This is a genomic window from Salegentibacter sp. 24 (assembly GCF_004362395.1).
Lineage (GTDB): Bacteria > Bacteroidota > Bacteroidia > Flavobacteriales > Flavobacteriaceae > Salegentibacter.
Window position 1 is genome coordinate 110250 of the sequence record NZ_SNWE01000006.1, and the last position, 21402, is coordinate 131651.

Genomic DNA, 21402 nt, shown 5'->3' on the forward strand with positions numbered 1-21402 from the left:
GGTTATACATAAAAACCCAATGTTTGCCGATAATCATCTGGCGCAATACATTGGATTTTTTCCTTTATAGTTAATTATGTTTTATCTTCTGAAAAGTCTGCTTACTAATGAAATCACTAACAATACAAGAAAAATGTAAAAAATTATTTTAGCAATATCTGCAAAACCTTCAGCAATTCCACCAAAACCAAAGATGGCTGCCACCAAAGCAATGATTAGAAAAATAACGATTAATCGTATCATAATATAAGATTTTTGATTAGTTAAATCTAAATTACAGTAGGTATAGTCCTGAGACAAAAGATTATTAATACTTTAACAGCAGAACTGTTAAGGAATCTTAAAATATATAATTATTGGGCTACTTATTATTAATAGTCTATTAATTGCTGTATTTTCTCTTTCAATCTTTTTTTAGGAAGATAGCCATCTTCGAGCGCTGTAGCAAAAGGAATGGGGATTTCTTCACTACCTAACCGCATAACAGGGGCGTCTAAATACTCAAAGCATTCCTCTGAAATAATCGCTGAAACCTCTGACGCCAAACTACCAAATAAAGAATCTTCTGTAAGAACAAGTGCTTTACCGGTCTTCTGCACCGAGTTTATAATTGTATTTTTATCTAAAGGTTGCAGGCTTCTCAGGTCTAGAAGTTCAATACTTTTTATTTCCATTTCATCAATAATATCTAAAACCCAATGTACTCCGGCTCCATAAGTAATTATAGTGAGTTTTTCCCCTTCTTTTAAAACTGATGCTTTTCCAAATGGCAAGGTATAGTAATCAATAGGGACTTCCTGGCGAATACTTCGGTACAAGGCTTTATGTTCAAAAAACATTACAGGGTTTGGATCGTTAAAAGCGGTATTGAGTAAACCCTTTGCATCGTAAGGAAAGGCAGGATAAACTACTTTTAGTCCGGGAATCTTAGTAAACCAGGCTTCATTTGTCTGGCTATGAAAAGGTCCTGCTCCCACGCCTGCACCACAAGGCATTCTTATCACCACATCCGCGTTCTGATTCCACCGATAATTACTTTTAGCCAAGTAATTCACAATGGGATTGAAACCTGAGCTCACAAAATCTCCAAACTGCATTTCTACCATGGCCTTCATCCCATTGATGGAAAGTCCCATTGCGGTCCCTACAATGGCTGACTCACAAATGGGAGTGTTTCTAACCCTTTCTTTACCAAATTCTTCCAGCAATCCTTCTGTAATTTTAAAAACTCCTCCGTATTCTGCAATATCCTGTCCCATCAAAACCAGGTTGTTATGCCTTTGCATAGATTGTCTGATAGCTTGTGCAATGGCGTCTACAAACCTTATATTCTCAGTGTGGTCTCCTTCCTTATATTGCTCATCAACAAACTCTTGATAAACATCATTTAATTCAATGGTTTTATTGAATTCCGAACCTGCTTCTTGGTTAGCTTCCTTAAGGTTTAAATCTATTTCGGATTTAATTTCATTTTTAAAATGAGCATCCTGCTCTTTAGAAAGTATATTTTCATCGGTTAAAAATCTCCTGAAATTATCTACCGGATCTTTTTGCTGCCAGAAATTCAATAAGTCATCAGGTATATATTTGGTTCCACTGGCTTCTTCGTGGCCTCGTATTCTAAAGGTTTTAAATTCCAATAAAACAGGACGGGAATTTTGTCTTATACGTGCTGCAATTTCACTTACCTTAGTATAGACTTCAATAATATTATTGCCATCTATAATATGGGATTCCATACCGTATCCTTTAGCACGATCGGCCAAATCTTTACAACGATATTGTTCATTTGTGGGGGTTGAAAGTCCATAGCCATTATTCTCTATGCAAAACAAAACTGGTAAATCCCATACGGAAGCAATATTTAGGGCTTCGTGAAAATCCCCTTCACTTGTTCCTCCCTCACCGGTAAAAACCGCCGTGACCATATTCTCTTTTTTTAGTTTGTGCGCTAATGCAATCCCATCGGCAACGCCAAGTTGCGGGCCAAGGTGGGAGATCATTCCTATAATCTTGTATTCTTGCGTTCCAAAATGGAAACTTCGATCACGCCCTTTGGTGAATCCGTTTTGCTTACCCTGCCATTGTGAGAAAAGGCGTTTTAAAGCGACATTCCGGGCAGTAAACACTCCCAGATTTCGATGCATCGGCAAAATATACTCCTGTGCATTTAGCGATTTAGTTACTCCTATAGAAATGGCTTCCTGCCCTATTCCACTAAACCATTTGGATATTTTACCCTGTCTGAGCAGAATTAGCATTTTCTCTTCAATAAGCCGGGGTTTTAATAGCTCTTTATATAAATCTAATAATTGAGCAGAGGAGAGTATGCCTTTATTAAATTTTATAGTGGATTCTGCTGTAGAATTTGGTTGCATAATATGAAATTGTTTACCAAATGTAACCAAAATTATATATGCTAAGAAATATTAAAAGCCTCGACAACTCCTTATTTTTATTTAACTTTGTATGTTAAATTCTCAAAAAACAAAGCATATTATGGCGATGAATAATATCCCCAGTGTAGATCTTGCTGATTTTCTTTCTGACGATCCAAATAGAAAACAAAAATTCGTTGAGGAAATTGGTAAAGCTTATGAAGAAATTGGTTTTGTAGCTTTAAAAAATCATTTTCTTGAAAGCGAGCTGGAAGAAAACCTTTATAAAGAGGTAAAAAGTTTTTTTGGCCTGCCATTGGAGGTTAAAAAGAAATATGAAATTGAAGGACTTGCCGGGCAGCGAGGTTATATTTCCTTTGGAAAAGAGCACGCCAAAGGTAAAAAGGAAGGTGATTTAAAGGAATTCTGGCATTTTGGTCAGGAACCCGAAAAGGATGCTAAACTAACTGAGGAATATCCTGAAAACGTGCAGGTGGCTGAACTTAAGGATTTCAATAAAGTAGGGATGGAAGCTTACAGAATGCTGGAGAAAACTGGTATTTATGTACTAAGGGCTTTAGCTTTATATATTGGTTTAGAAGAACATTATTTCGACCACTGGGCCAGCAATGGAAACAGCATCTTAAGGCCTATACACTACCCTCCGATTACTGAGGAACCCAAAGGCGCTGTGAGAGCAGGTGCTCACGGAGATATAAATCTTATCACCTTATTGATGGGAGCTTCTACCGGTGGCTTGCAGGTGTTGAGAAAAGATGGTCAGTGGATTGATGCTATCCCACAGGAGGATGAACTGGTTATAAATGTTGGTGATATGTTGGAAAGACATACCAATAACAAGTTACGTTCTACCATTCATAGAGTCATTAATCCTCCAAAAGAAGAATGGAGCAAGCCAAGATATTCCATACCTTTCTTTATGCATCCCAGAAGTGAAATGCGTCTTGATTGTCTTGAAGAATGTATCGATGAAAAAAATCCAAAACAATACGAGGATATTAGTGCAGGCGAATTTTTACATCAACGTCTGGTTGAAATCGGACTCTTAAAAAAATAAATCATGGCAAAGAAAAAATTGGGACTTGAAGACCTAGGCGGTTTTGTTTTTTCTACAAACGAAGATTTTGATAGAAATGAACACGAGGAAACCAATATAACTTTAGCCCCGAAAGAACAGCAACTCGAAGCTCATTTTAGCAGTAAAGGTCGCGGTGGTAAAACGGTGACTATTATTAAAGGTTTCCAGGGAACTAATGATGATCTGGTCATTCTTGGAAAAAAGCTAAAGAAGAAATGCGGTGTTGGTGGTTCGGCAAAGGATGGTGAAATTATTATTCAGGGAGATGATCGCGAAAAGATTATGGAACTGCTTGAAAAAGATGGATATAATGTAAAACGGGTAGGTGGTTAATTTTCACTACTTTTAAATTCTCCCTATGGATGGTACAGCGCTGCATATAGTGAATGGTGATAGCTTAACCGAACAAGTTGAGCAACTCGACCTAAGAGGACAAATTATTGTGTGGCGGGAACTTCTATGTGAAGGCCCATGTGTTAAAGAGGTAGGATCTTTAAAATTCATTAAACAAAGGGAAAATTTTTTAAAGCAAGCTTACGATATTTCTTCTGAAAATTATCAGCAGCGCTTTGTTTCTCAGCTTAAAAGGCTAAAAGAAGCTAAAGATTATGATCACGTGGTTCTCTGGTTTGAGTTCGATCTTTTTTGTCATATTAATATGATCGCTGCAATAAGTTTTTATCTAGAGCATCAACCAAAGGTTCCTTTTTACCTGGTTTGCAGTAAGCGGTTGAAAGGTGAAGATGAATTCCTACCCCTCTCCAGGCTTACTGATAAGCATTTACTTAACCATTTTAAACATAAAATTCAATTACAGGAAGAAGATCTGGAGCTTGCGAGTTTGGTATGGGAACTTTATTGTGGTAAAGATCCTATAAAACTAAAACAACAGATTAAGAAAACTTCTAATTTTGAATATTTATCCAGTTGCATAAGGGCTCATATAGAGCGATTCCCAAACAGTAAAACAGGCATTAATTCTCTTGAGAAAAATGTCCTTAAATTAGTGGAAAATCAACATATAACTTCCAAGAACCAACTATTAGGTTATGCCTTACAGTATCAGGGATATTACGGTTATAGCGATTCTCAAATGGAAAGAGTGCTGAATAAACTAGATATTTTCTATAATGTAGAAGAAGATCGGGTGATACTTAGCCAGAAAGGCCAGGAAGTATTAAATAAAAAGAAAAATTTTTACCAGGAACTTAAAAATGATGAATTTTTAGGAGGTGCACGAGTTTTCGACTTTCTTTACGACTCTGATTCTCACAAAGTTTTAAAATTATAATATGCCAATAAAAGCTTCAGAATTTATACAAAATAGCGATGGTAGCGTTTACCATTTAAATTTACTTCCGGAACATCTTGCAAATACCGTAATTACTGTAGGTGATCCGGATCGTGTAGAAAGAATTACAAGGCATTTTGATAAAATAGAATTCAAAATAAAAAAAAGGGAGTTCCATACCCAAACCGGAATTTACAAAGGAAAACGTATCAGCGTAATTTCTACGGGAATTGGATCGGATAATATTGATATTGTTTTAAATGAACTCGACGCTCTGGTTAACATTGATTTTAAAACCCGAGAGCTTAAAAAGGAAACTACAAGTTTAGATATTATTAGGATTGGTACCACCGGTTCCATTCAGGAGAATTTGCCAGTAGATTCTTTTTTAATAAGTGAAAGCGCAATTGGTTTTGACGGGCTTCTTCATTTCTACCAGAGCGAGCATATTCAAGATTTAGAATTTGCTAAAGTTTTTAGTAAGCACTTAAACTGGTTTGAGAAAAAAGCTGCGCCTTATGTAGTCAAAGGAAGTGAAAACCTCATGACCCTTATGTTATCTGATAATGTTCATAAAGGTGTTACGGGAACTAATATTGGATTTTATGGGCCACAGGGTAGAATTTTACGTTTAGCGCTTCAGGATGATAAAATGAATGATAAACTGGCCTCATTTTCATTCAATAATAAAAAAATCACCAATCTTGAGATGGAAACTTCCGCTATTTACGGTTTATCAAGATTACTAGGACATAATGCAATTTCTATGAATGCAATAATTGCTAATCGGCCAGCTGGAACTTTCTCTGAAAATCCCACAAAAGCGGTTGACGAACTGATTGCATATACTTTAGGAAGATTAGTGAAATAAGATTTTATAACTTGAAGTATTTTATACTTTAGTAAGTAAGCATTTAACACAAAATTAAAAGCAAACCTCTGCCCTTATTTGTATTTTTGATTAAACCACTAATCAATAATGCAAGAACCACAAGAAATCCCTTTAAGGCACAGAGACCTTAACTGGCTCAGTTTTAATGCCAGAGTTTTGCAGGAGGCTGAAGATAAGATTAATCCGCTTTACGAGCGGATTCGTTTTTTAGCCATTTTCTCTTCAAATTTAGATGAATATTTCAGGGTAAGAGTTTCGCAGCTTAGACAGATGAAAAGAGTGGAAAAAAGTATTCGTAAAAAACTTGCTTTAAAGCCAACCAAAACTACAAAAGAGATCATTGAAGAGGTTAAACTTCAGCAGCATAAATTTGGATCGATCTATAAAAGGCAAATTCTCCCGGAATTAGCCAAAAATGGAATTCACTTGATAGATGCAGCTCATTTTAATCCGCGCCAAAATAAATTTGCATTAAATTATTTTCATAAAAATATAAAAGATCATATTCAGCCTGAAGTAATAGACCTTAAGCAGGAAAATGAACTGTTTTTAAAAAATGCTGAATTGTACCTGGTTGTGAGTTTTTCCGATAAAGAGAAGCTTGGAATTGTGAATATTCCTGTTGATGCCTGTGGAAGGTTTGTTAATTTGCAGGGTACAGGTGAAGATCATTCAATAACCTATTTAGACGAAGTTATTAGGAGTCAGATAAGTCCCATTTTTAATGAGTATGATATTGATGGTGTTTATCAAATAAAACTTTCCCGGGATGCTGAGCTATATATCGAAGATATTTATGAAGGAGTTTTGGCCGAAAAAATATATAATTCCCTTGCACAGCGAACTGACGGGCAGCCTACACGTTTGTTGTATGATGCGCAAATGCCTAATTCTCTTCAAAAGAAGATTAGAAAGCTTTTAGGGCTTGGTAAAATTGATATGATGCCAGGTGGGAAATATCACAATTTCAATGATTTCTTTTCTTTCCCTGACCCAACCAATAACCCTGAGCTTCATTATGCTTCAATGCCAGATATTAAGCATAAAGTTTTACAGGGATCAACTAATTATTTTGAAAGTATTTCTCAAAAGGATCAGGCAGTGCACTTTCCTTATATGTCTTTCGCTTATGTAGAGAATTTCTTAGAACAAGCAGTTTATGATAAAAATGTAGAGGCCATAAAAATTTCTCTATATCGTGTTGCCGATGAATCCAGATTGACCAGCCTGTTATTAAAAGCTTTGGAAAATGGAAAACAGGTTACCGTTTTCGTAGAGGCTAAGGCCAGGTTTGATGAAGAAAACAATATCGTTTGGGGTCGAAAATTCGAGAAAAAAGGAGCAAATGTAATTTACTCGTATCCCAAAATCAAGGTCCATTCCAAGATTATGCTGGTGCAGCGAAGGGAAGGAGAGGATTTAATTGACTATTCTTATATCGGGACGGGTAATTTTAATAGTGAAACTTCAAAGATATATTGCGATCACGCTATTTTTACATCAAACAAGCAAATTACAAAAGAATTAGCAAGATTATTCAAGGTATTAGAAGGAGAATTGATAATACCACGAGAGAAAAATCTATTGATCTCACCCTTTTCTACACGGCAGGAATTTGTAAAATTAATTTATAATGAAATTGATAACGCTCATGCAGGAATAAAGGCCAAGATTACTGCTAAGATGAATAGCCTTGAGGATCCTGAAATAATTGAACTACTATACAAAGCAAGTAATGCTGGAGTGGAAATTAGATTATTGATTCGCGGTTTTACGTGCTTAATACCGGGCATTGATGGTTTAAGTGAAAATATTTATATTACCAGTATTGTTGACAGGTTTTTAGAGCATGGAAGAATTTACATCTTCGAAAATGCAGGGGATGAAAAATTATATTTTGGAAGTGCGGACTTGATGACAAGAAATCTTTCTCGTCGAATAGAGGTACTCTCTCCTATCCTAGATAAAGATTTAGTCAAGGAATTTAAAGATATCCTTGAGATTCAGTTAAACGATAATGTAAAGGCCAGAATCCAGGAATCCGATGAAAAAAATAAATATGTAGATAAGCCCAGTAACGAAAAACCGATAAGATCACAATATGAGATTTACAATTATTTAAAGGAAAAACATAACTCATGAAAACAATTAAAGTAGGTGGTGTACCAGAACATTTTAACCTTCCGTGGCATTTATGCATAGAGGAAAAACGTTTTGAGACACGTGGTCTAAATGTAATATGGAAAGATTTTCCCGGTGGAACCGGAGCAATGAATAAAGCTTTGCGCTCTGGAGAAATTGATGTTGCTGTAATTTTAACAGAAGGTATTTTAAAAGATATAATTTCCGGTAACGAAAGTAAAATTGTGCAAAGCTATATTGGCTCTCCTTTGATCTGGGGAATTCACGTTGCTGCTGGCTCTAAATTTAAATCGGTTGAGGAACTTAAGAATACTAGAGCTGCTATTAGCAGAAAAGGCAGCGGTTCACATCTTATGGCTTATGTAAATGCCCAAAATCATCAATGGGGAATCGATGATCTCCAGTTCGAAATTGTAAAAGATCTCAATGGGGCAGTAAAAGCGCTGAGCCAGGATAATGCACAGTATTTTATGTGGGAACATTTTACAACCAAACCCCTGGTGGACAACCATACCTTTAGAAGGCTAGCCGATTGTCCCACTCCCTGGTCGTGTTTTGTCATCGCCGCCAGAAACGAAAGCTTAAAAAATGATTCCGAAAGACTTAAAATAATGCTTGAAATTTTAAATAGGGAAACCAGACGTTTTAAGGATCTTCCTAAAATTGCCGAAAAAATAGCTGAGAAGTATGATCAGCGTATAGAAGATATCCAAAATTGGCTGAATATCACCCATTGGAGTCAGGAGCAAATTACGGACAATGAGATAGAGAAAGTACAGGACAAATTATTAGAGCTTAATTTAATCTCAAAAAAACAGCCATCTTCCGAATTTATTTATAATTTGTAGGCATTATTCATCAATCATCTCATTTAAATGAAAAAATTAATTTTACCTCTGTTCTTATTTCTTTCAACATTAACTTTTGCACAGGAAAAGGATACAATAATTCAAAATGGGACTCCTGACAAAAGAGATACTTCTCAAAATGAATTGAGTATTGGGGCCCTTAATCTGGTAGCTTTTGGTGCTATTGATCTCACTTATGAACGCATTATAGACCAAAACTCCAGTTGGTCCATAGAAGCTTTTATTCAGGCTTTAGATAAAGACAGCGAAGATGTTGCTGATGCTTTTTATAAAGATTTTTCGTTAACTGGAAAATATAAATATTTCTTTGGAGATAATTATGCCCGTGGATTCTATGTTCACGGTTTTGGAATGTTATCCAGCGGTGAGTATGAAGATAGTTATATCAGTGGTCCCGATGGTGGTTATTATGAAAACGAAAATTACACGGATTTTGCGCTTGGATTTGGCGTTGGAGGTAAATTTGTTTCTAGTGGTGGCTTTTTCTTAGACCTAGGCGCTGGAATCGGTAGAAATCTACTCAGTGAAGATTCTCCGACAATTGTAGGTCAATTCAATGTTAATATTGGTTTCCGATTTTAAATCACCAATCAATAGGATCTTTGCCGTGGTCTTTTAAATACTTATTTGTTTTGCTAAAGTGTTTATTTCCGAACCAGTAACCACGGTTAGCACTTAAAGGAGAAGGATGACCACTCGTTAAAACAAGATGTTTTGAGGAATCAATTTTAACACCTTTCTTTTTTGCATAACCACCCCAAAGCAAAAAGACAACATGTTCTTTTTCCTTTGAAATAATTTCGATAATCCTATCTGTAAATTGCTCCCAACCTTTATTTTGATGTGATCCTGCCTGGTGCGCTCTTACGGTTAAAGTAGCATTCAGCAATAATACCCCCTGTCTTGCCCATCGTTCTAAATCCCCTGATTCCGGCACCCTCTTTCCTAAATCTTGCTCGATTTCCTTAAATATATTCTGAAGCGAAGGCGGTAATTTCATCCCTTCATTTACCGAAAAACAGAGTCCATTGGCCTGCCCTGGTCCGTGATAAGGATCCTGTCCTAATATCACTACTTTAGTGTTGGAGAATGTAGCATGATCAAAAGCTGAAAATATATCATTGCCTTTGGGAAAACAAGTATAAACTGCATACTGGTCCTTTACAAATTCAACCAATTTTTTGAAATATTCTTTCTCAAATTCTTCAGCCAGTTCTTTTTTCCATCCGGGGTGTATAGCTACCTTCATTTTATTAAGTAAATTTGCAAGACCTCAAAAGTAGGGAAATTTATTTATGATTAAAATTGCACCAAAAAGCCTTATAGACCTTGAGTTCCCGGTTGTTTGTCAACAAATTTCCGATTTGTGCATTACAGGACCCGGTAAAGAAAAAGCTCTAGAACTCCAACCATATAAAACGGGAAAAAAAACACTTTTTAGCCTTCATCAAACCAATGAGTACGTAAGTTCTAAAACCCGGGAAAGCCAAATTCCAAATCATGGATTCGATGCTATAAAAAATGAATTACGAACCCTTGAAATAGAAGATTCCATACTGGAAATTGGAAGTTTTAGAAAAATTTTAAGCCTTTCAGAAACCGTCAATACCCACATCAAGTTTTTTAAAAAATTCGAAGAATATTATCCTTGTCTATTTGAAACGACTTCAGAGGTCGAATATACAACCGAAATTGTAGATAGTATAGCTGCGATTATCAATAAATTTGGTGAACTGAAGGATGACGCCACTGCGCATTTACAATCGCTTCGGCGCTCTATAAATTCGGTTAAAGGTCAAATTAATTCCAGTTTTGCCAAAGCGCTCACCACTTATCATTCCTATGGTTATTTAGATGAAATCCGGGAAAGTGTGGTGGAAAATGTGAGGGTTTTAGCAGTAACGGCAATGCACCGTCGTAAGGTTAAAGGTGGGATTTTAGGAAATTCCAAGACCGGAAGCATTGTTTATATTCAGCCAGAAGCTACGTATCAATACACCCGTGAGCTTAATAACCTGGAATATGAAGAAAAGGAAGAAATAAAACGTATCTTAAAAGAGCTCACCAATAAACTCAGGCCATTTAAGCCGCTGCTGATAGATTATCAGAGTTTGCTCTGTGAGATCGATGTTATTGCAGCTAAAGCTAAATATGCTGACATGACTAATGGTCTGCTGCCAAAAATCACTAAAGAACGAGAATTGCAACTTAAAGAGGCTTATCACCCTCTACTCTATTTAAGTAATAAGAGAAAAGGAGAAAAGACTTATCCGCAAAGTATTGAACTGGCAAAAGATAACAGGATAATAGTTATTTCCGGGCCTAATGCCGGAGGAAAGAGTATAACGCTTAAAACCGTTGGTTTGTTACAGTTAATGCTCCAAAGCGGAATTTTGGTACCGGTTCATGAATATAGCCGAATGTGTTTATTCGAGAAAATCTTAACCGATATTGGTGACAATCAGTCCATAGAAAATCATTTGAGTACCTATAGCTACCGACTCAAGAATATGAATTATTTCCTTCGAAAATGTGATGACAAAACCCTTTTCCTTATCGATGAATTTGGTACGGGAAGTGACCCTGAACTTGGGGGTGCTTTAGCTGAAACTTTCCTGGAAGTTTTTTATGAAAAGGAGTCTTTTGGAATATTAACCACCCACTACGCCAATCTTAAGAAGCTTGCAAATGAAATGCCTAATATGAGCAATGCCAATATGCTCTTTGATTCCAGTAGCCTGGAGCCGATATATAAATTACAAGTTGGGGAAGCCGGGAGTTCATTTACATTTGAAGTAGCTCAGAAAAATGGGATTCCCTATAGTTTGATTAACCGTTCCAGGAAAAAAGTTGAAAAAGGTAAAATAAGATTTGACAGAAGTATCGCAAAACTTCAACAGGAGCGTTCCAAACTTCAAAAAACTACTGATTCTCTTAAAAATAAAGAACAGAAAGCTGCTCTTGAAAAAGATAAACTTGAAGAAACTAATAGTAGAATTCAACAGAAACTGGAAAGCTATCAGGAATTATACGACAGTAATCAGCGCCTCATTTATATGGGGCAAAAAGTAAATGAGTTAAGTGAAAAATATTTTCAGAATAAAAAGAAGAAAGAACTTATAGGGGAATTTTTGAAGTTTGTGGAAATAGAAAACTCCAAGCGGAAAAAAGAATCCGCCAAACAATTAAAAATCCAAAAAGAAAAAGAGAAAAAAGTTCAGCAAGAAGTTAAAAAGAAAGTCGATGTAATTCGGAAAAAGAAAAAAGAGGAAAAGGAAAATATCAACGAAAAAAAACGTCAGGAGGACAATAAACCGAAAATTCCTCCAAAAATTGGCGATAAAGTGAGATTAGAAGATAGCCGATCTGTAGGTACTTTAGACAAAATTGAGAAAGGAAAAGCAATAATAAACTACGGCATGTTTACCACTCAGGTAGATTTAGAAAAACTTGAACTGGTGCAAAAAATGAAAAAGAAATAAAAATGGACCTTCCACAAGACAAAAAAATAATTCTATTTGACGGGGTTTGCAACCTATGTAATGGGGCAGTGACCTTTATAATAAAGCATGACAAAAAGGATATCTTTCGTTTTGCATCTTTACAGAGTGAGATCGGCAAAAAACTGATGGAAGAACGCGGGATGGAACCACAAGAATTAGATTCTATCGTTCTTATAGATCCCGGTCTTGCTTATTACCGAAAATCCACCGCGGCCCTGGAAATTTCAAGGGAACTATCAGGGGGCTATTCATTGTTTAAAAATTTAAGCTTTATTCCCGAAGGATTACGGGATAGTATCTATACTTTTGTGGCCAACAACCGTTATAAATGGTATGGCAAAAAAGAATCCTGTATGATTCCCACTCCAGAACTAAAGTCTAAATTTCTTGATTAAACTTTTTCCTTATTTTTCTCTTCTGTTTGATTTTCTTCAGCATTATTATCTGGATGATAATCGCTGTCCCATTCCTTCACATTAGGTGGTCCCATTTTGTCTACAGATTTAGCTACCATTAAAGCTACAGCGGCATCCCCGGTTACATTTACAGTAGTTCTACACATATCCAGGGGTCTGTCAACTGCAAAAATCAAAGCTAATCCGGCTTCTGGTATTCCTGCCTGAGCAAGTACAATCACCAACATTACCATACCTGCTCCTGGTACTGCAGCAGATCCAATAGAAGCTAATGTAGCGGTAGCAATTATTCCCAGCTGAGCTCCAACACTTAAATCCATCCCAAAAGCCTGAGCAATAAAAACTGCGGCAACTGCCTGATATAGACTGGTACCATCCATGTTGATAGTTGCTCCAATGGGAAGAACAAAACTGGAAACTTCACGACTGACACCCATATGTTCCTCTACCCTTTCCATAGTTACAGGCAGAGTGGCTGCACTGGAACTAGTGGAAAACGCCAGCAATTGTGCTGGTGCGATTCCGTTTATAAAGAAAGAAGGTTTATTCTTAGTGGTAATCCATACTAAAAGAATGTAAAATCCGATCATCAAAGCCAGACCTAATAGCACAGTTACACCATACATCGCAAGAGCTGCAAAAAGATCGGTGCTTGGAGACTCCACTACCAGAGCTGCTAAAAGAGCAAATACACCGTAAGGTGCTGCCAACATTATAATATCAATCATTTTCAGAATCACCTCATTAAAACCATCAAAGAAATCCTTGACTGGTTTGGCAGTTTTTTCTGGGATCAAGATAAGTCCGATTCCGAAGAAAATCGCGAAAAAGATCACCTGTAACATATTAGCATTATCACCCGCTGCAGCAAAAATATTTTCAGGAACAATATCTTCTAAAGCCTGTAGTGGCCCAGACTCACGTTGCTTGTCAGCATTCGCTTTTACTCCCGAGGCGTCCCCTTCATAACTGCTAATAAGATCCTGTTGGGTTTCAGCAGTTATCGCACCTCCTGGATTAATAATATTTACCAATACCAAACCAATAGAAACGGCAATGACAGTGGTGAAAATATAAATCCCGATAGTTCGAGCCCCCATTTTAGAAAGTTTGGAAATGTCCTTTAAATCTGAAATTCCTTTTACTAAAGAAGCCAGAATAAGAGGCACCGCGATGAGCTTTAATGCATTGATGAAGATATTCCCGAAAGGTTTTATCCAGTCGCCAATAAACTCCGCTCCCCAGGTAAAATTGGTTAGAATTAGTGCAAAAATAACACCAGCAGCCATTCCTAATAAAATCTGCCAGTGAAGTGCAAGTTTTTTCATGCTAAGTAAATTTCAGGATTATATCAATTAAATTTTTGAACTTTTATTCTGAAGAAAATAATCGGCGATCACAAGTGCTGCCATTGCTTCAACGATCGGTACCGCACGGGGCACCACACAGGGGTCATGTCTCCCTTTCCCCTGCATTTCAACATTTTCACCCTGTTTATTTATCGTATCCTGCTTTTGCATAATGGTGGCAACAGGTTTAAAAGCTACGTTAAAATAAATATCCATACCATTGGAAATTCCGCCTTGTATACCTCCACTTAAATTCGTTTTAGTACTGCCATCCTCATTAAATAGGTCATTATGTTGACTACCTTTCATTTTGGTGCCTTCAAAACCGCTACCGTATTCAAATCCTTTCACAGCATTAATAGAAAGCATTGCTTTACCTAATTCCGCATGAAGTTTATCAAAAACAGGTTCTCCCAGACCTTTGGGCATATTTTTAATCACACATTGAACGGTGCCTCCCACCGTATCTCCTTCCTTCCTTATTTGCTTAATATAATTTTCCATTTTTTCAGCGGAAGCAGGATCAGGACAACGTACGTCGTTGGTTTCAATCAGACTGAAATCAAGGTTTTCAATAGTTTTGTCAATTTCAATGTCCCCCACAGAAGCCGTATAGGCGTTAAACTGAATATCCTTTAAAAATTGTTTGGCTACCGCACCGGCCACTACCCTACAAGCGGTTTCTCTAGCAGAGGATCTTCCACCACCGCGATAATCCCGTACCCCATATTTTTCATCATATGTATAATCTGCGTGACTTGGACGGTAAGTATCCTTTATATGTGAATAATCCTTAGACTTCTGGTTGGCATTTCTAATAACAAAACCAATAGGGGTTCCGGTGGTTTCTCCTTCAAAAATTCCTGAATAAAATTCAACGGTGTCCGGTTCTTTTCTTTGAGTTACAATTGCCGATTGACCAGGTTTTCTTCGGTTAAGCTCGGTTTGGATGCTTTCGAGATTTAATTTTATTCCGGCCGGGCACCCGTCTATAATTCCTCCAATTGCCTGCCCATGGGATTCTCCAAAAGTGGTGAGTTTAAATAATTTTCCAAAGGAATTTCCTGCCATTTTAGTGATTTTGAACAAATGTAATTTTTTCATTCAATATTTGAAAATGTAAGTTGATTTAATATTACGTTAACAAATCACTGTGATGTTAATGATTTAGTAAATATTCTTTAAAAGGAATTAAAGGAGGTAAAGCTTTGTTTTGCTGTAATTTGTAATTAAGAACCACATTACATTGGTCAGAAAAAGAAAACCCGAAATAGTAGTCATATCAGACGTTCACCTTGGAACCTATGGATCTCATGCCACGGAATTATGCGAATACCTGGAAAGCATTCAGCCGGAAAAACTGATATTAAACGGAGATTTTATCGATATCTGGCAATTCAGAAAAAGTTTTTTTCCAAAAGCGCACCTTGAAGTAATAAAAAAAATAATTGACCTTAGCACCAAAGGTACAAAGGTCATATATATTACAGGAAATCACGATGAATTCCTGAGAAAGTTCAGCGATACCCAAATTGGGGATCTACTCATTACCGATAAGTATGTTCTCAATTTAGACGGGAAAAAAGCCTGGTTTTTTCACGGTGACGTGTTTGATGTAGGTATACAGAAGGCAAAATGGATCGCTAAACTTGGGGGTTGGGGCTATGATTTATTGATTATACTAAATCGCTTACTGAATTGGATTTTAATAAAAATGGGGAAAAAGAAATATTCCCTTTCGAAAAAAATTAAAGACAGTGTTAAAAATGCCGGAAAATTTATAGCCAGTTTTGAAAAAACAGTTTCAGATCTTGCCATTGAAAAGGGCTATAAATATGTGATCTGTGGTCACATTCACCAACCCATAATAGTGCGAAAAACTAACAGGAAAGGTACCTGTCTCTATTTAAATTCGGGTGATTGGGTAGAAAATCTAAGCGCTTTAGAATATGAAAATAAAAAATGGAATCTTTCTTATTACCATCAGCTTAAAAAACAATCTGAAAAAAACCTGTTGGCGGCCATTGCAGTAATTAAGTAATTATTTAGCGGGCAGTTATTCTCCAAATTATAAAAGTAGAAGAGCATATTAGTTTATAAGGTGTCACTCCTTTTCAGGAAAGCCCTCTGAAGCTTTGATATCTTCTATCTGAAGCGTATGCCTTGCACTATGTCCTGCAATAAATAACATGCTTTGATAAGCATCAACAGGCCCGAAAGGGGAATCGGTTATATGATTCCTGAAAGTTTCAAGCGGCGTTTGCTGTATATAATTCAACACCATTCGCCGTTGTTCTTGAAATTCGGTTAAAGCCTCTAAGGGATGATTATATTTACCTTTTCCTATTAAACTTTCATCCGCTTTGAATTTCTTACTTCGGTCTTCCATCACTTCCAGTATTTCTTTATCCATAATCTTTACCTCCCCTTTTCGTTCTGGATTGTTTGTTTTTTTCATTTCGGAAAAATTCATTTCAAATAACATTTTCTCCGTTAGTACAATATGCTCTATACATTGGCTAATCGACCATTTTTCAGGTGAAGACTTAAAATGCATCTGTTCAGATGAAAGTCCGGAGATTTCATTTTCAAGGTTTTGAGAGGTTTCTTCAAAATGATCCAGTAAGAAATTTTTGTCATTGCTATTTTGTTGAGCTATAACAGGCAGTCCTGCTATAAAAAGCAGAAACAGGTGATAAATTGAAATTCTCATAGTTTAATTTTTTGTTTTATGTAAATTTTCATTCTTTCTAAAAATGACGATTTCTCCAATTAAATCAAGGGGTAATTCCTGATCTAGTGGAAATTGAACCGAACCTTTTCCCTGTTTATATTTTTTCAATTTAGTTGAAAATTTTTGGTGTCCTGTGGGGGTGGCATAAAAGCCTATATGGTTTTTATAACCGGCAAAATAAACCAATGCTTTGCCATTTAATCTATATGAAGGCATTCCATAGCTAATCCCCTCCTCTACTTCAGGAACTTTTTCCTTTATTAGGTCTCGCAATTTGATTAGCCGGGATTTTACCTCACCGGAAAAATCTTCAATATAAGCGTCAACCTTCAGCGCCAAAGATGTCTCTTTCATTAGATCAATTATTTTCCAAGTGCATAATTTAACATCCATTTTATTCCGAATTTATCGGTGAAACTGGCAAAGAGATCTCCCCAGAACATTTCTTCCAACGGCATTTCAACATCTCCCCCATCGGAAAGTTCTTTAAAAATTCGGCGGGTCTCCTTTTCATTCTCTGGAGTTACTGAAATATAATTGCTGCTGCCAAAAATTGCTTTTTGTCCAAAAGATTCAATACAATCGGAACCCATTAAAACACTGTCTCCTAGGGGGAGGGAAACATGCAAAATAAACTCTTTATTTTCCTGAGGAACTTTTGCGCTATTTTCCCCAGATGGCGGCATATCTTTAAAACGCATTAAACTGGAAAACTCACCTCCAAAAACAGATTTATAGAAGTTAAAAGCTTTTTCGGTGTTGCCGTTAAAATTTAAATAAGGATTTAATGTTGCCATAATTATTTAGTTTTAAATACCTCTAATGCTTATTTAAAAACTTAAGACCCGTCATCCTGTTTTCATTTGTTCAATTCTGAAATCAGGTGGGTAAAAATTAGTCGTATTGCAAATTAAGGTTGTTTAATTATTTTATCTTTTCTGTATATATTTTGAAATTATTCAAGATCGCCTGCCATCCTTGTTGTTGCATTTCACGGCTGTTTGCACTTTCAGGTTCAAAACTTTCCCGTACTAAGGTGCTATTATTGTTTTCTTTAAAATCTATAACCACTTTTCTGCCATCAGCAAGTGTGTAGACCAGGAGTTTTTTAGGTTTTACTTCATCATAAACACCTTCAAAATCAAAACCGGAACTTCCATCTTTAGCTTCCATTCTACTGGATATTTTTCCGCCCTTTCTTAAATCATTACTTGCCGAGGTGGTATGCCAATCTGATGAAGCTGCATTCCAGTTTTCAATATGTTTGGGATCGTTCCAAACTTCCCACACCTTATCAATTGGTGCATGAATGCTAGTAGAAATAGTTATCGGGTGTAGCATCGAGTGGTCGTTTTCAGCTAATTCCTTTAATTTCTCTAATGCCTCTGGCCAGGTTTTTAGAAAATAATCTTTGTATTCATCGTCCATATCCATATCTACAATAAGGCGGGTTGCCCTATTTTTTTCCTCTAAACGATAATTTTCCATTGCACCTGCCCAGGATTTCACCTTTTCACTTTCCAGGTCTTCATTGCCATTTTTATCGATCATCCCAAGGTGTTTAAAATTCATAATCTCGGGATCTTTGCGTTTATCGATTAAAGCCACCATTCCTTCTCCTTCCGCATTTAAAAAATACACTTTACTCCCTTCTTTCCAGTCAGATTTCGCGCGGGAGCCTTCGCTAAATGGTGCTGTCCATTTTGGGTAGGTTTCCTCGCTCCATAAAACCTCCCACACTTTTTCACGGGGCGCATTAATTGTAGCCCTAAATTCTTTTCTTTCCATAATTTTATTTTTTTCCTGTTTTTGCCCCTCAAAATCAGCCCTTAATTGATGAAGGTTGAATTTCTTCATTTGCATAAATGAAGCGATAGCGCGATCCTTTTTCTCGCTGTCTGGATCCTGCAACATTTTATTGAGTAACGTTGAAGGCACTACCTGCCAGCTAACCCCAAATTTATCTTTTAACCATCCACATTGCTCAGCGTCGGGAACCGCTGAGAGTTTATTCCAGTAGTAATCGATTTCATCTTGGGTTTGGCAATCGATAATAAAGGAAATCGCCTCGTTAAACGGGAAATTGTTTTCCACACCACTATCCATTGCCATAAAAGTTTGATTTTCCAATTGAAATTGCGCGTGTTTAACTGATCCCAGGGCATAATTGTTTTTATCCTCTTCGGTATACTTTAGAATGCCTTCCAGCTTTGAATTTCTGAAAACCGAAGTATAAAATTGTACTGCCTCTTCGGCATTTCCATGGCTTTTACCTGTAAAGAATAAAGCAGGAACTATTTTTTCCAAAGTAGAAGATGACTCCTCCAACATTAATTGCCAGTGTATCCCGAACTTATCCTGCACCCAGGCATATTTAGGGCTCCAGTCGTATTTAGCTAAAGGCATCAAAACCTGCCCCTTTTCCTTTAATTTTCTCCATACCCTATCAATTTCTTTATCGGATTTACAGAGCATAAAAAAGGAAACAGACGCATTAAACTGAAAATAAGGTGGACCATTTAAACCAACAAATTCATGACCTTCCATAGAAAATTTGACGGTCATTACACTACCGGGTTTTTGATGATGTAATTCCTGTCCGGATTTACCATAACGGGTAATGCTTTGAATTTTCACATTTTTAAAAATTGATTTATAAAACCGAACAGCTTTTTCAGCAGAAAATTTTCCAGAATCAAACCATAGGTTGGGAATTATTTTTTGCGTTTTCATAATTGATAGTTTTAATTCAGTTGATTCTCTGCAATTGGTAAATACTGGGAAAGCAATCAATAAAACTGAAGGAGGAATTATTTCTCATTTAGAAGGATTACATATGAGGTGATATTTTTGATTTTTAAGCCTTTAAAACTATCAAATTCATAAACATCACAAAAACCATAAGTTTCCTCCTGCTCTTTTTCATTGATTTTGAAACGACCATTTGCCGAGGCAAACTTACCGTGGGTTATCACTTTATCTATCTTCATTTCCATCATTTCAAAATCTTTCATCTTAGACATTTCCATCTCAAAGGCGGCCTTACCCCTGTGGGTATTGCCTCCGATCATTACCCATTCAATACTTTCGGTCAAACAATCCAGAATAAAAGGAATATCTCCATTTGCAAAAGCCTGATTGAATTCTTTTATAAAATTTTCTTTAGCTGCCATTTTTTGATGATTTATTCTTGTAAAATTGATAAAATATTACCTGCAGGATCTTTAAACCAGGCGACATTTGGCCCATTTCCATTACTATGAAAAATTCCTTTCTCGTCCGTGGCAATTTGGCCTTCATAGTCTTCAAATTGAATACCTTTGCTAGCCAGATTTTCAACAGTTTCATCTATGTTTTCAACTGGAATATTCAGCACAGTAAAAACGGCTGGTTGGTGATCTTGTCTTTGGTAAATAAAGATGTTGTTAGCGTTAGGGATTTCAAGCTCTAAAATTCCCATAGGATTATTTTTTACTGAAAATCCCAGCATATTTGTATAAAATTCCTGGGCTACTTGAACATCGTTTACCGAAAAGCTACTGAAGACTGTGGAGTATTTAAACATTTTACTTCTTTTATTGGTTATCATAAAGTTACAGGCTTTTCTCAAAAAATTGTGGGTGAATTACGCCAAGTTTTAGGTGAATTTGCGACAAATTTGCTTAGGATTTAGTAATTTAAACGACTGTATTCCAGAACAAAAGATTATTCAATCGGTGTTAATCTTAATTTGACAACTCTATGAAAAAACATATTTCAATCCTGATTCCCAGAGGTCATACAAGCTTGGTCAATATTGTTGGGACGCACCAGATTTTCAATCAGGTAAATGGTTTTTTGTCACAAGTTGGTAAAAAACCGATTTTTGAAGTTGAATTAGTTGGAGTTTCAAGTCCTACCGAGCAATCAAATGGACTTTTTTCTGTCAAGCCGGAGAAAATGATTGCTGACATTATTACAACCGATCTTATTATCATTCCTGCAATCCATGATGAACCTAAGCTTACGCTCGAACAGAATAAAGAATTTGTACCGTGGCTCAAGAAGCATTACAGAAATGGAACTGAAATTGCCAGTTTATGTGTTGCCGCATTCTTTCTTGCTGAAACAGGACTTTTAGATGGAAAGCAATGCTCAACCCATTGGATTCATGCCGATCATTTTAAATCACGTTACCCTAAAGTCAATCTGGTAGCCGATAAGATAATAACTGAAGATTCCTCTATTTATACCAGTGGCGGCGCCTATTCTTATCTTAACTTACTCCTCTATTTAATTGAAAAATATGCAGGCCGTGATATGGCAATCCTCACTTCCAAGACCTTTATGATTGATATAGACAAATCGGAACAATCTGCATTTCGAATTTTTGAAGGTCAAAAAAGTCACGATGATCCTACTATTAAAAGAGTGCAGGAATATATTGAAGCCCATTTCCAGGAAAAATTAGGTATAGACAACCTTTCCAACCGATTCGCCATGAGCCGCAGAAGCCTGGAACGCCGATTTAAAAAGGCTACCCATAATACTATTAGCCAATATACACAACGGGTTAAGGTAGAAGCTGCCAAACGTAGCCTTGAATCTTCACACGAAAATATAGTTGCCGTAATGTACAAAGTCGGGTATTCGGATGAAAAAACATTTCGCAATACTTTTAAGAAAATCACTGGCATATCCCCAGGACAATACCGGAACAAATATAATCGCGTGAGAACCGCGGTTTAAT

General features: G+C 36.5%; 22 protein-coding genes. 11 read left to right on the top strand and 11 right to left on the bottom strand.

The features are described 5' to 3' along the window. Positions 1-81: 81 nt before the first annotated feature. Both DET49_RS05900 and DET49_RS05905 read right to left on the bottom strand, forming a co-directional pair. Complete coding sequence (locus DET49_RS05900) at positions 82-243, bottom strand: DUF1328 domain-containing protein (protein WP_070055250.1); 162 nt, start codon at positions 241-243, stop codon at positions 82-84. Between the two features lie 128 nt (positions 244-371). Continuing rightward, positions 372-2378, bottom strand: coding sequence for a thiamine pyrophosphate-dependent enzyme (locus DET49_RS05905; protein WP_133547173.1), 2007 nt, complete (start codon positions 2376-2378; stop codon positions 372-374). Between the two features lie 127 nt (positions 2379-2505). Between DET49_RS05905 and DET49_RS05910 the strand changes: the two genes are divergently transcribed. The 7 genes from DET49_RS05910 (at position 2506) to DET49_RS05940 (ending at position 9253) form a co-directional block, all read left to right on the top strand. After that, positions 2506-3456, top strand: coding sequence for an isopenicillin N synthase family dioxygenase (locus DET49_RS05910; RefSeq protein WP_133547248.1), 951 nt, complete (start codon positions 2506-2508; stop codon positions 3454-3456). Between the two features lie 3 nt (positions 3457-3459). Next, a complete protein-coding gene (locus DET49_RS05915) occupies positions 3460-3810 on the top strand; it encodes a translation initiation factor (RefSeq protein WP_133547174.1) in 351 nt (116 codons plus the stop codon). A gap of 25 nt (positions 3811-3835) precedes the next feature. Continuing rightward, positions 3836-4768, top strand: a complete 933-nt coding sequence (locus DET49_RS05920; protein WP_133547175.1) for a DUF1835 domain-containing protein — start codon at positions 3836-3838, stop codon at positions 4766-4768. A gap of 1 nt (position 4769) precedes the next feature. Continuing rightward, on the top strand, positions 4770-5639 hold the full coding sequence (locus DET49_RS05925) for a nucleoside phosphorylase (protein WP_133547176.1): 870 nt from the start codon (positions 4770-4772) through the stop codon (positions 5637-5639). A gap of 108 nt (positions 5640-5747) precedes the next feature. Beyond that, the gene (ppk1, locus tag DET49_RS05930; protein WP_133547177.1) at positions 5748-7802 is read left to right on the top strand and encodes a polyphosphate kinase 1; all 2055 of its coding nucleotides are present in this window, start codon (positions 5748-5750) and stop codon (positions 7800-7802) included. Continuing rightward, the gene (locus DET49_RS05935) at positions 7799-8650 is read left to right on the top strand and encodes a substrate-binding domain-containing protein (protein WP_133547178.1); all 852 of its coding nucleotides are present in this window, start codon (positions 7799-7801) and stop codon (positions 8648-8650) included. Before ppk1 ends, DET49_RS05935 begins: the two co-directional genes overlap by 4 nt. Positions 8651-8677: 27 nt before the next feature. After that, positions 8678-9253 carry a hypothetical protein gene (locus DET49_RS05940; RefSeq protein WP_133547179.1) on the top strand — a complete coding sequence of 192 codons (576 nt, stop codon included), beginning with the start codon at positions 8678-8680 and terminating at the stop codon, positions 9251-9253. A gap of 1 nt (position 9254) precedes the next feature. Here DET49_RS05940 and DET49_RS05945 read toward each other — a convergent pair whose 3' ends face one another. After that, positions 9255-9920: a uracil-DNA glycosylase gene (locus tag DET49_RS05945; RefSeq protein WP_133547180.1), complete on the bottom strand. Its 666-nt coding sequence runs from the start codon at positions 9918-9920 to the stop codon at positions 9255-9257. A gap of 46 nt (positions 9921-9966) precedes the next feature. Here DET49_RS05945 and DET49_RS05950 point away from each other — a divergent pair, with 46 nt between their 5' ends. Together DET49_RS05950 and DET49_RS05955 are read left to right on the top strand one after the other, a co-directional pair. Then, positions 9967-12153, top strand: coding sequence for an endonuclease MutS2 (locus DET49_RS05950; RefSeq protein ID WP_133547181.1), 2187 nt, complete (start codon positions 9967-9969; stop codon positions 12151-12153). A gap of 2 nt (positions 12154-12155) precedes the next feature. Then, positions 12156-12569 carry a thiol-disulfide oxidoreductase DCC family protein gene (locus DET49_RS05955; protein ID WP_133547182.1) on the top strand — a complete coding sequence of 138 codons (414 nt, stop codon included), beginning with the start codon at positions 12156-12158 and terminating at the stop codon, positions 12567-12569. Here the strand turns inward: DET49_RS05955 and DET49_RS05960 are convergent. Then, positions 12566-13918 (bottom strand): dicarboxylate/amino acid:cation symporter, encoded by a 1353-nt coding sequence (locus DET49_RS05960; protein ID WP_133547183.1) that lies wholly within the window; start codon positions 13916-13918, stop codon positions 12566-12568. The genes DET49_RS05955 and DET49_RS05960 overlap by 4 nt on opposite strands. Positions 13919-13945: 27 nt before the next feature. Continuing rightward, the gene (gene aroC, locus DET49_RS05965; RefSeq protein ID WP_133547249.1) at positions 13946-15010 is read right to left on the bottom strand and encodes a chorismate synthase; all 1065 of its coding nucleotides are present in this window, start codon (positions 15008-15010) and stop codon (positions 13946-13948) included. A gap of 175 nt (positions 15011-15185) precedes the next feature. On the opposite strand from aroC, the gene DET49_RS05970 reads away from it, so the two are divergent. Further along, complete coding sequence (locus tag DET49_RS05970) at positions 15186-15980, top strand: UDP-2,3-diacylglucosamine diphosphatase (RefSeq protein WP_133547184.1); 795 nt, start codon at positions 15186-15188, stop codon at positions 15978-15980. 63 nt (positions 15981-16043) lie between these two features. Here DET49_RS05970 and DET49_RS05975 read toward each other — a convergent pair whose 3' ends face one another. From DET49_RS05975 to DET49_RS06000, 6 genes are all read right to left on the bottom strand, one after another. Next, positions 16044-16652 (bottom strand): DinB family protein, encoded by a 609-nt coding sequence (locus DET49_RS05975; RefSeq protein WP_133547185.1) that lies wholly within the window; start codon positions 16650-16652, stop codon positions 16044-16046. Positions 16653-16655: 3 nt separating this feature from the next. Continuing rightward, complete coding sequence (locus tag DET49_RS05980) at positions 16656-17027, bottom strand: iron chaperone (RefSeq protein WP_133547186.1); 372 nt, start codon at positions 17025-17027, stop codon at positions 16656-16658. 8 nt (positions 17028-17035) lie between these two features. Next, entirely contained in the window at positions 17036-17470 is a 435-nt protein-coding gene (locus tag DET49_RS05985) for a VOC family protein (protein ID WP_133547187.1), read from the bottom strand. 127 nt (positions 17471-17597) lie between these two features. After that, positions 17598-19406, bottom strand: coding sequence for a VOC family protein (locus tag DET49_RS18570; RefSeq protein WP_133547188.1), 1809 nt, complete (start codon positions 19404-19406; stop codon positions 17598-17600). Positions 19407-19483: 77 nt separating this feature from the next. After that, positions 19484-19846 carry a nuclear transport factor 2 family protein gene (locus tag DET49_RS05995; RefSeq protein ID WP_133547189.1) on the bottom strand — a complete coding sequence of 121 codons (363 nt, stop codon included), beginning with the start codon at positions 19844-19846 and terminating at the stop codon, positions 19484-19486. Positions 19847-19857: 11 nt separating this feature from the next. After that, a complete protein-coding gene (locus tag DET49_RS06000; RefSeq protein ID WP_133547250.1) occupies positions 19858-20238 on the bottom strand; it encodes a VOC family protein in 381 nt (126 codons plus the stop codon). Between the two features lie 176 nt (positions 20239-20414). Between DET49_RS06000 and DET49_RS06005 the strand changes: the two genes are divergently transcribed. After that, positions 20415-21401 carry a GlxA family transcriptional regulator gene (locus tag DET49_RS06005; RefSeq protein WP_133547190.1) on the top strand — a complete coding sequence of 329 codons (987 nt, stop codon included), beginning with the start codon at positions 20415-20417 and terminating at the stop codon, positions 21399-21401. The last annotated feature ends 1 nt before the right edge of the window (position 21402 follow it).

Bases quoted from the DNA above. Each gene is read 5' to 3' on its own strand.
- DET49_RS05900 (WP_070055250.1), bottom strand. From the start codon at position 243: ATGATACGATTAATCGTTATTTTTCTAATCATTGCTTTGGTGGCAGCC.
- DET49_RS05905 (WP_133547173.1), bottom strand. From the start codon at position 2,378: ATGCAACCAAATTCTACAGCAGAATCCACTATAAAATTTAATAAAGGC.
- DET49_RS05910 (WP_133547248.1), top strand. From the start codon at position 2,506: ATGAATAATATCCCCAGTGTAGATCTTGCTGATTTTCTTTCTGACGAT.
- DET49_RS05915 (WP_133547174.1), top strand. From the start codon at position 3,460: ATGGCAAAGAAAAAATTGGGACTTGAAGACCTAGGCGGTTTTGTTTTT.
- DET49_RS05920 (WP_133547175.1), top strand. From the start codon at position 3,836: ATGGATGGTACAGCGCTGCATATAGTGAATGGTGATAGCTTAACCGAA.
- DET49_RS05925 (WP_133547176.1), top strand. From the start codon at position 4,770: ATGCCAATAAAAGCTTCAGAATTTATACAAAATAGCGATGGTAGCGTT.
- ppk1 (WP_133547177.1), top strand. From the start codon at position 5,748: ATGCAAGAACCACAAGAAATCCCTTTAAGGCACAGAGACCTTAACTGG.
- DET49_RS05935 (WP_133547178.1), top strand. From the start codon at position 7,799: ATGAAAACAATTAAAGTAGGTGGTGTACCAGAACATTTTAACCTTCCG.
- DET49_RS05940 (WP_133547179.1), top strand. From the start codon at position 8,678: ATGAAAAAATTAATTTTACCTCTGTTCTTATTTCTTTCAACATTAACT.
- DET49_RS05945 (WP_133547180.1), bottom strand. From the start codon at position 9,920: ATGAAGGTAGCTATACACCCCGGATGGAAAAAAGAACTGGCTGAAGAA.
- DET49_RS05950 (WP_133547181.1), top strand. From the start codon at position 9,967: ATGATTAAAATTGCACCAAAAAGCCTTATAGACCTTGAGTTCCCGGTT.
- DET49_RS05955 (WP_133547182.1), top strand. From the start codon at position 12,156: ATGGACCTTCCACAAGACAAAAAAATAATTCTATTTGACGGGGTTTGC.
- DET49_RS05960 (WP_133547183.1), bottom strand. From the start codon at position 13,918: ATGAAAAAACTTGCACTTCACTGGCAGATTTTATTAGGAATGGCTGCT.
- aroC (WP_133547249.1), bottom strand. From the start codon at position 15,010: ATGGCAGGAAATTCCTTTGGAAAATTATTTAAACTCACCACTTTTGGA.
- DET49_RS05975 (WP_133547185.1), bottom strand. From the start codon at position 16,652: ATGAGAATTTCAATTTATCACCTGTTTCTGCTTTTTATAGCAGGACTG.
- DET49_RS05980 (WP_133547186.1), bottom strand. From the start codon at position 17,027: ATGAAAGAGACATCTTTGGCGCTGAAGGTTGACGCTTATATTGAAGAT.
- DET49_RS05985 (WP_133547187.1), bottom strand. From the start codon at position 17,470: ATGGCAACATTAAATCCTTATTTAAATTTTAACGGCAACACCGAAAAA.
- DET49_RS18570 (WP_133547188.1), bottom strand. From the start codon at position 19,406: ATGAAAACGCAAAAAATAATTCCCAACCTATGGTTTGATTCTGGAAAA.
- DET49_RS05995 (WP_133547189.1), bottom strand. From the start codon at position 19,846: ATGGCAGCTAAAGAAAATTTTATAAAAGAATTCAATCAGGCTTTTGCA.
- DET49_RS06000 (WP_133547250.1), bottom strand. From the start codon at position 20,238: ATGTTTAAATACTCCACAGTCTTCAGTAGCTTTTCGGTAAACGATGTT.
- DET49_RS06005 (WP_133547190.1), top strand. From the start codon at position 20,415: ATGAAAAAACATATTTCAATCCTGATTCCCAGAGGTCATACAAGCTTG.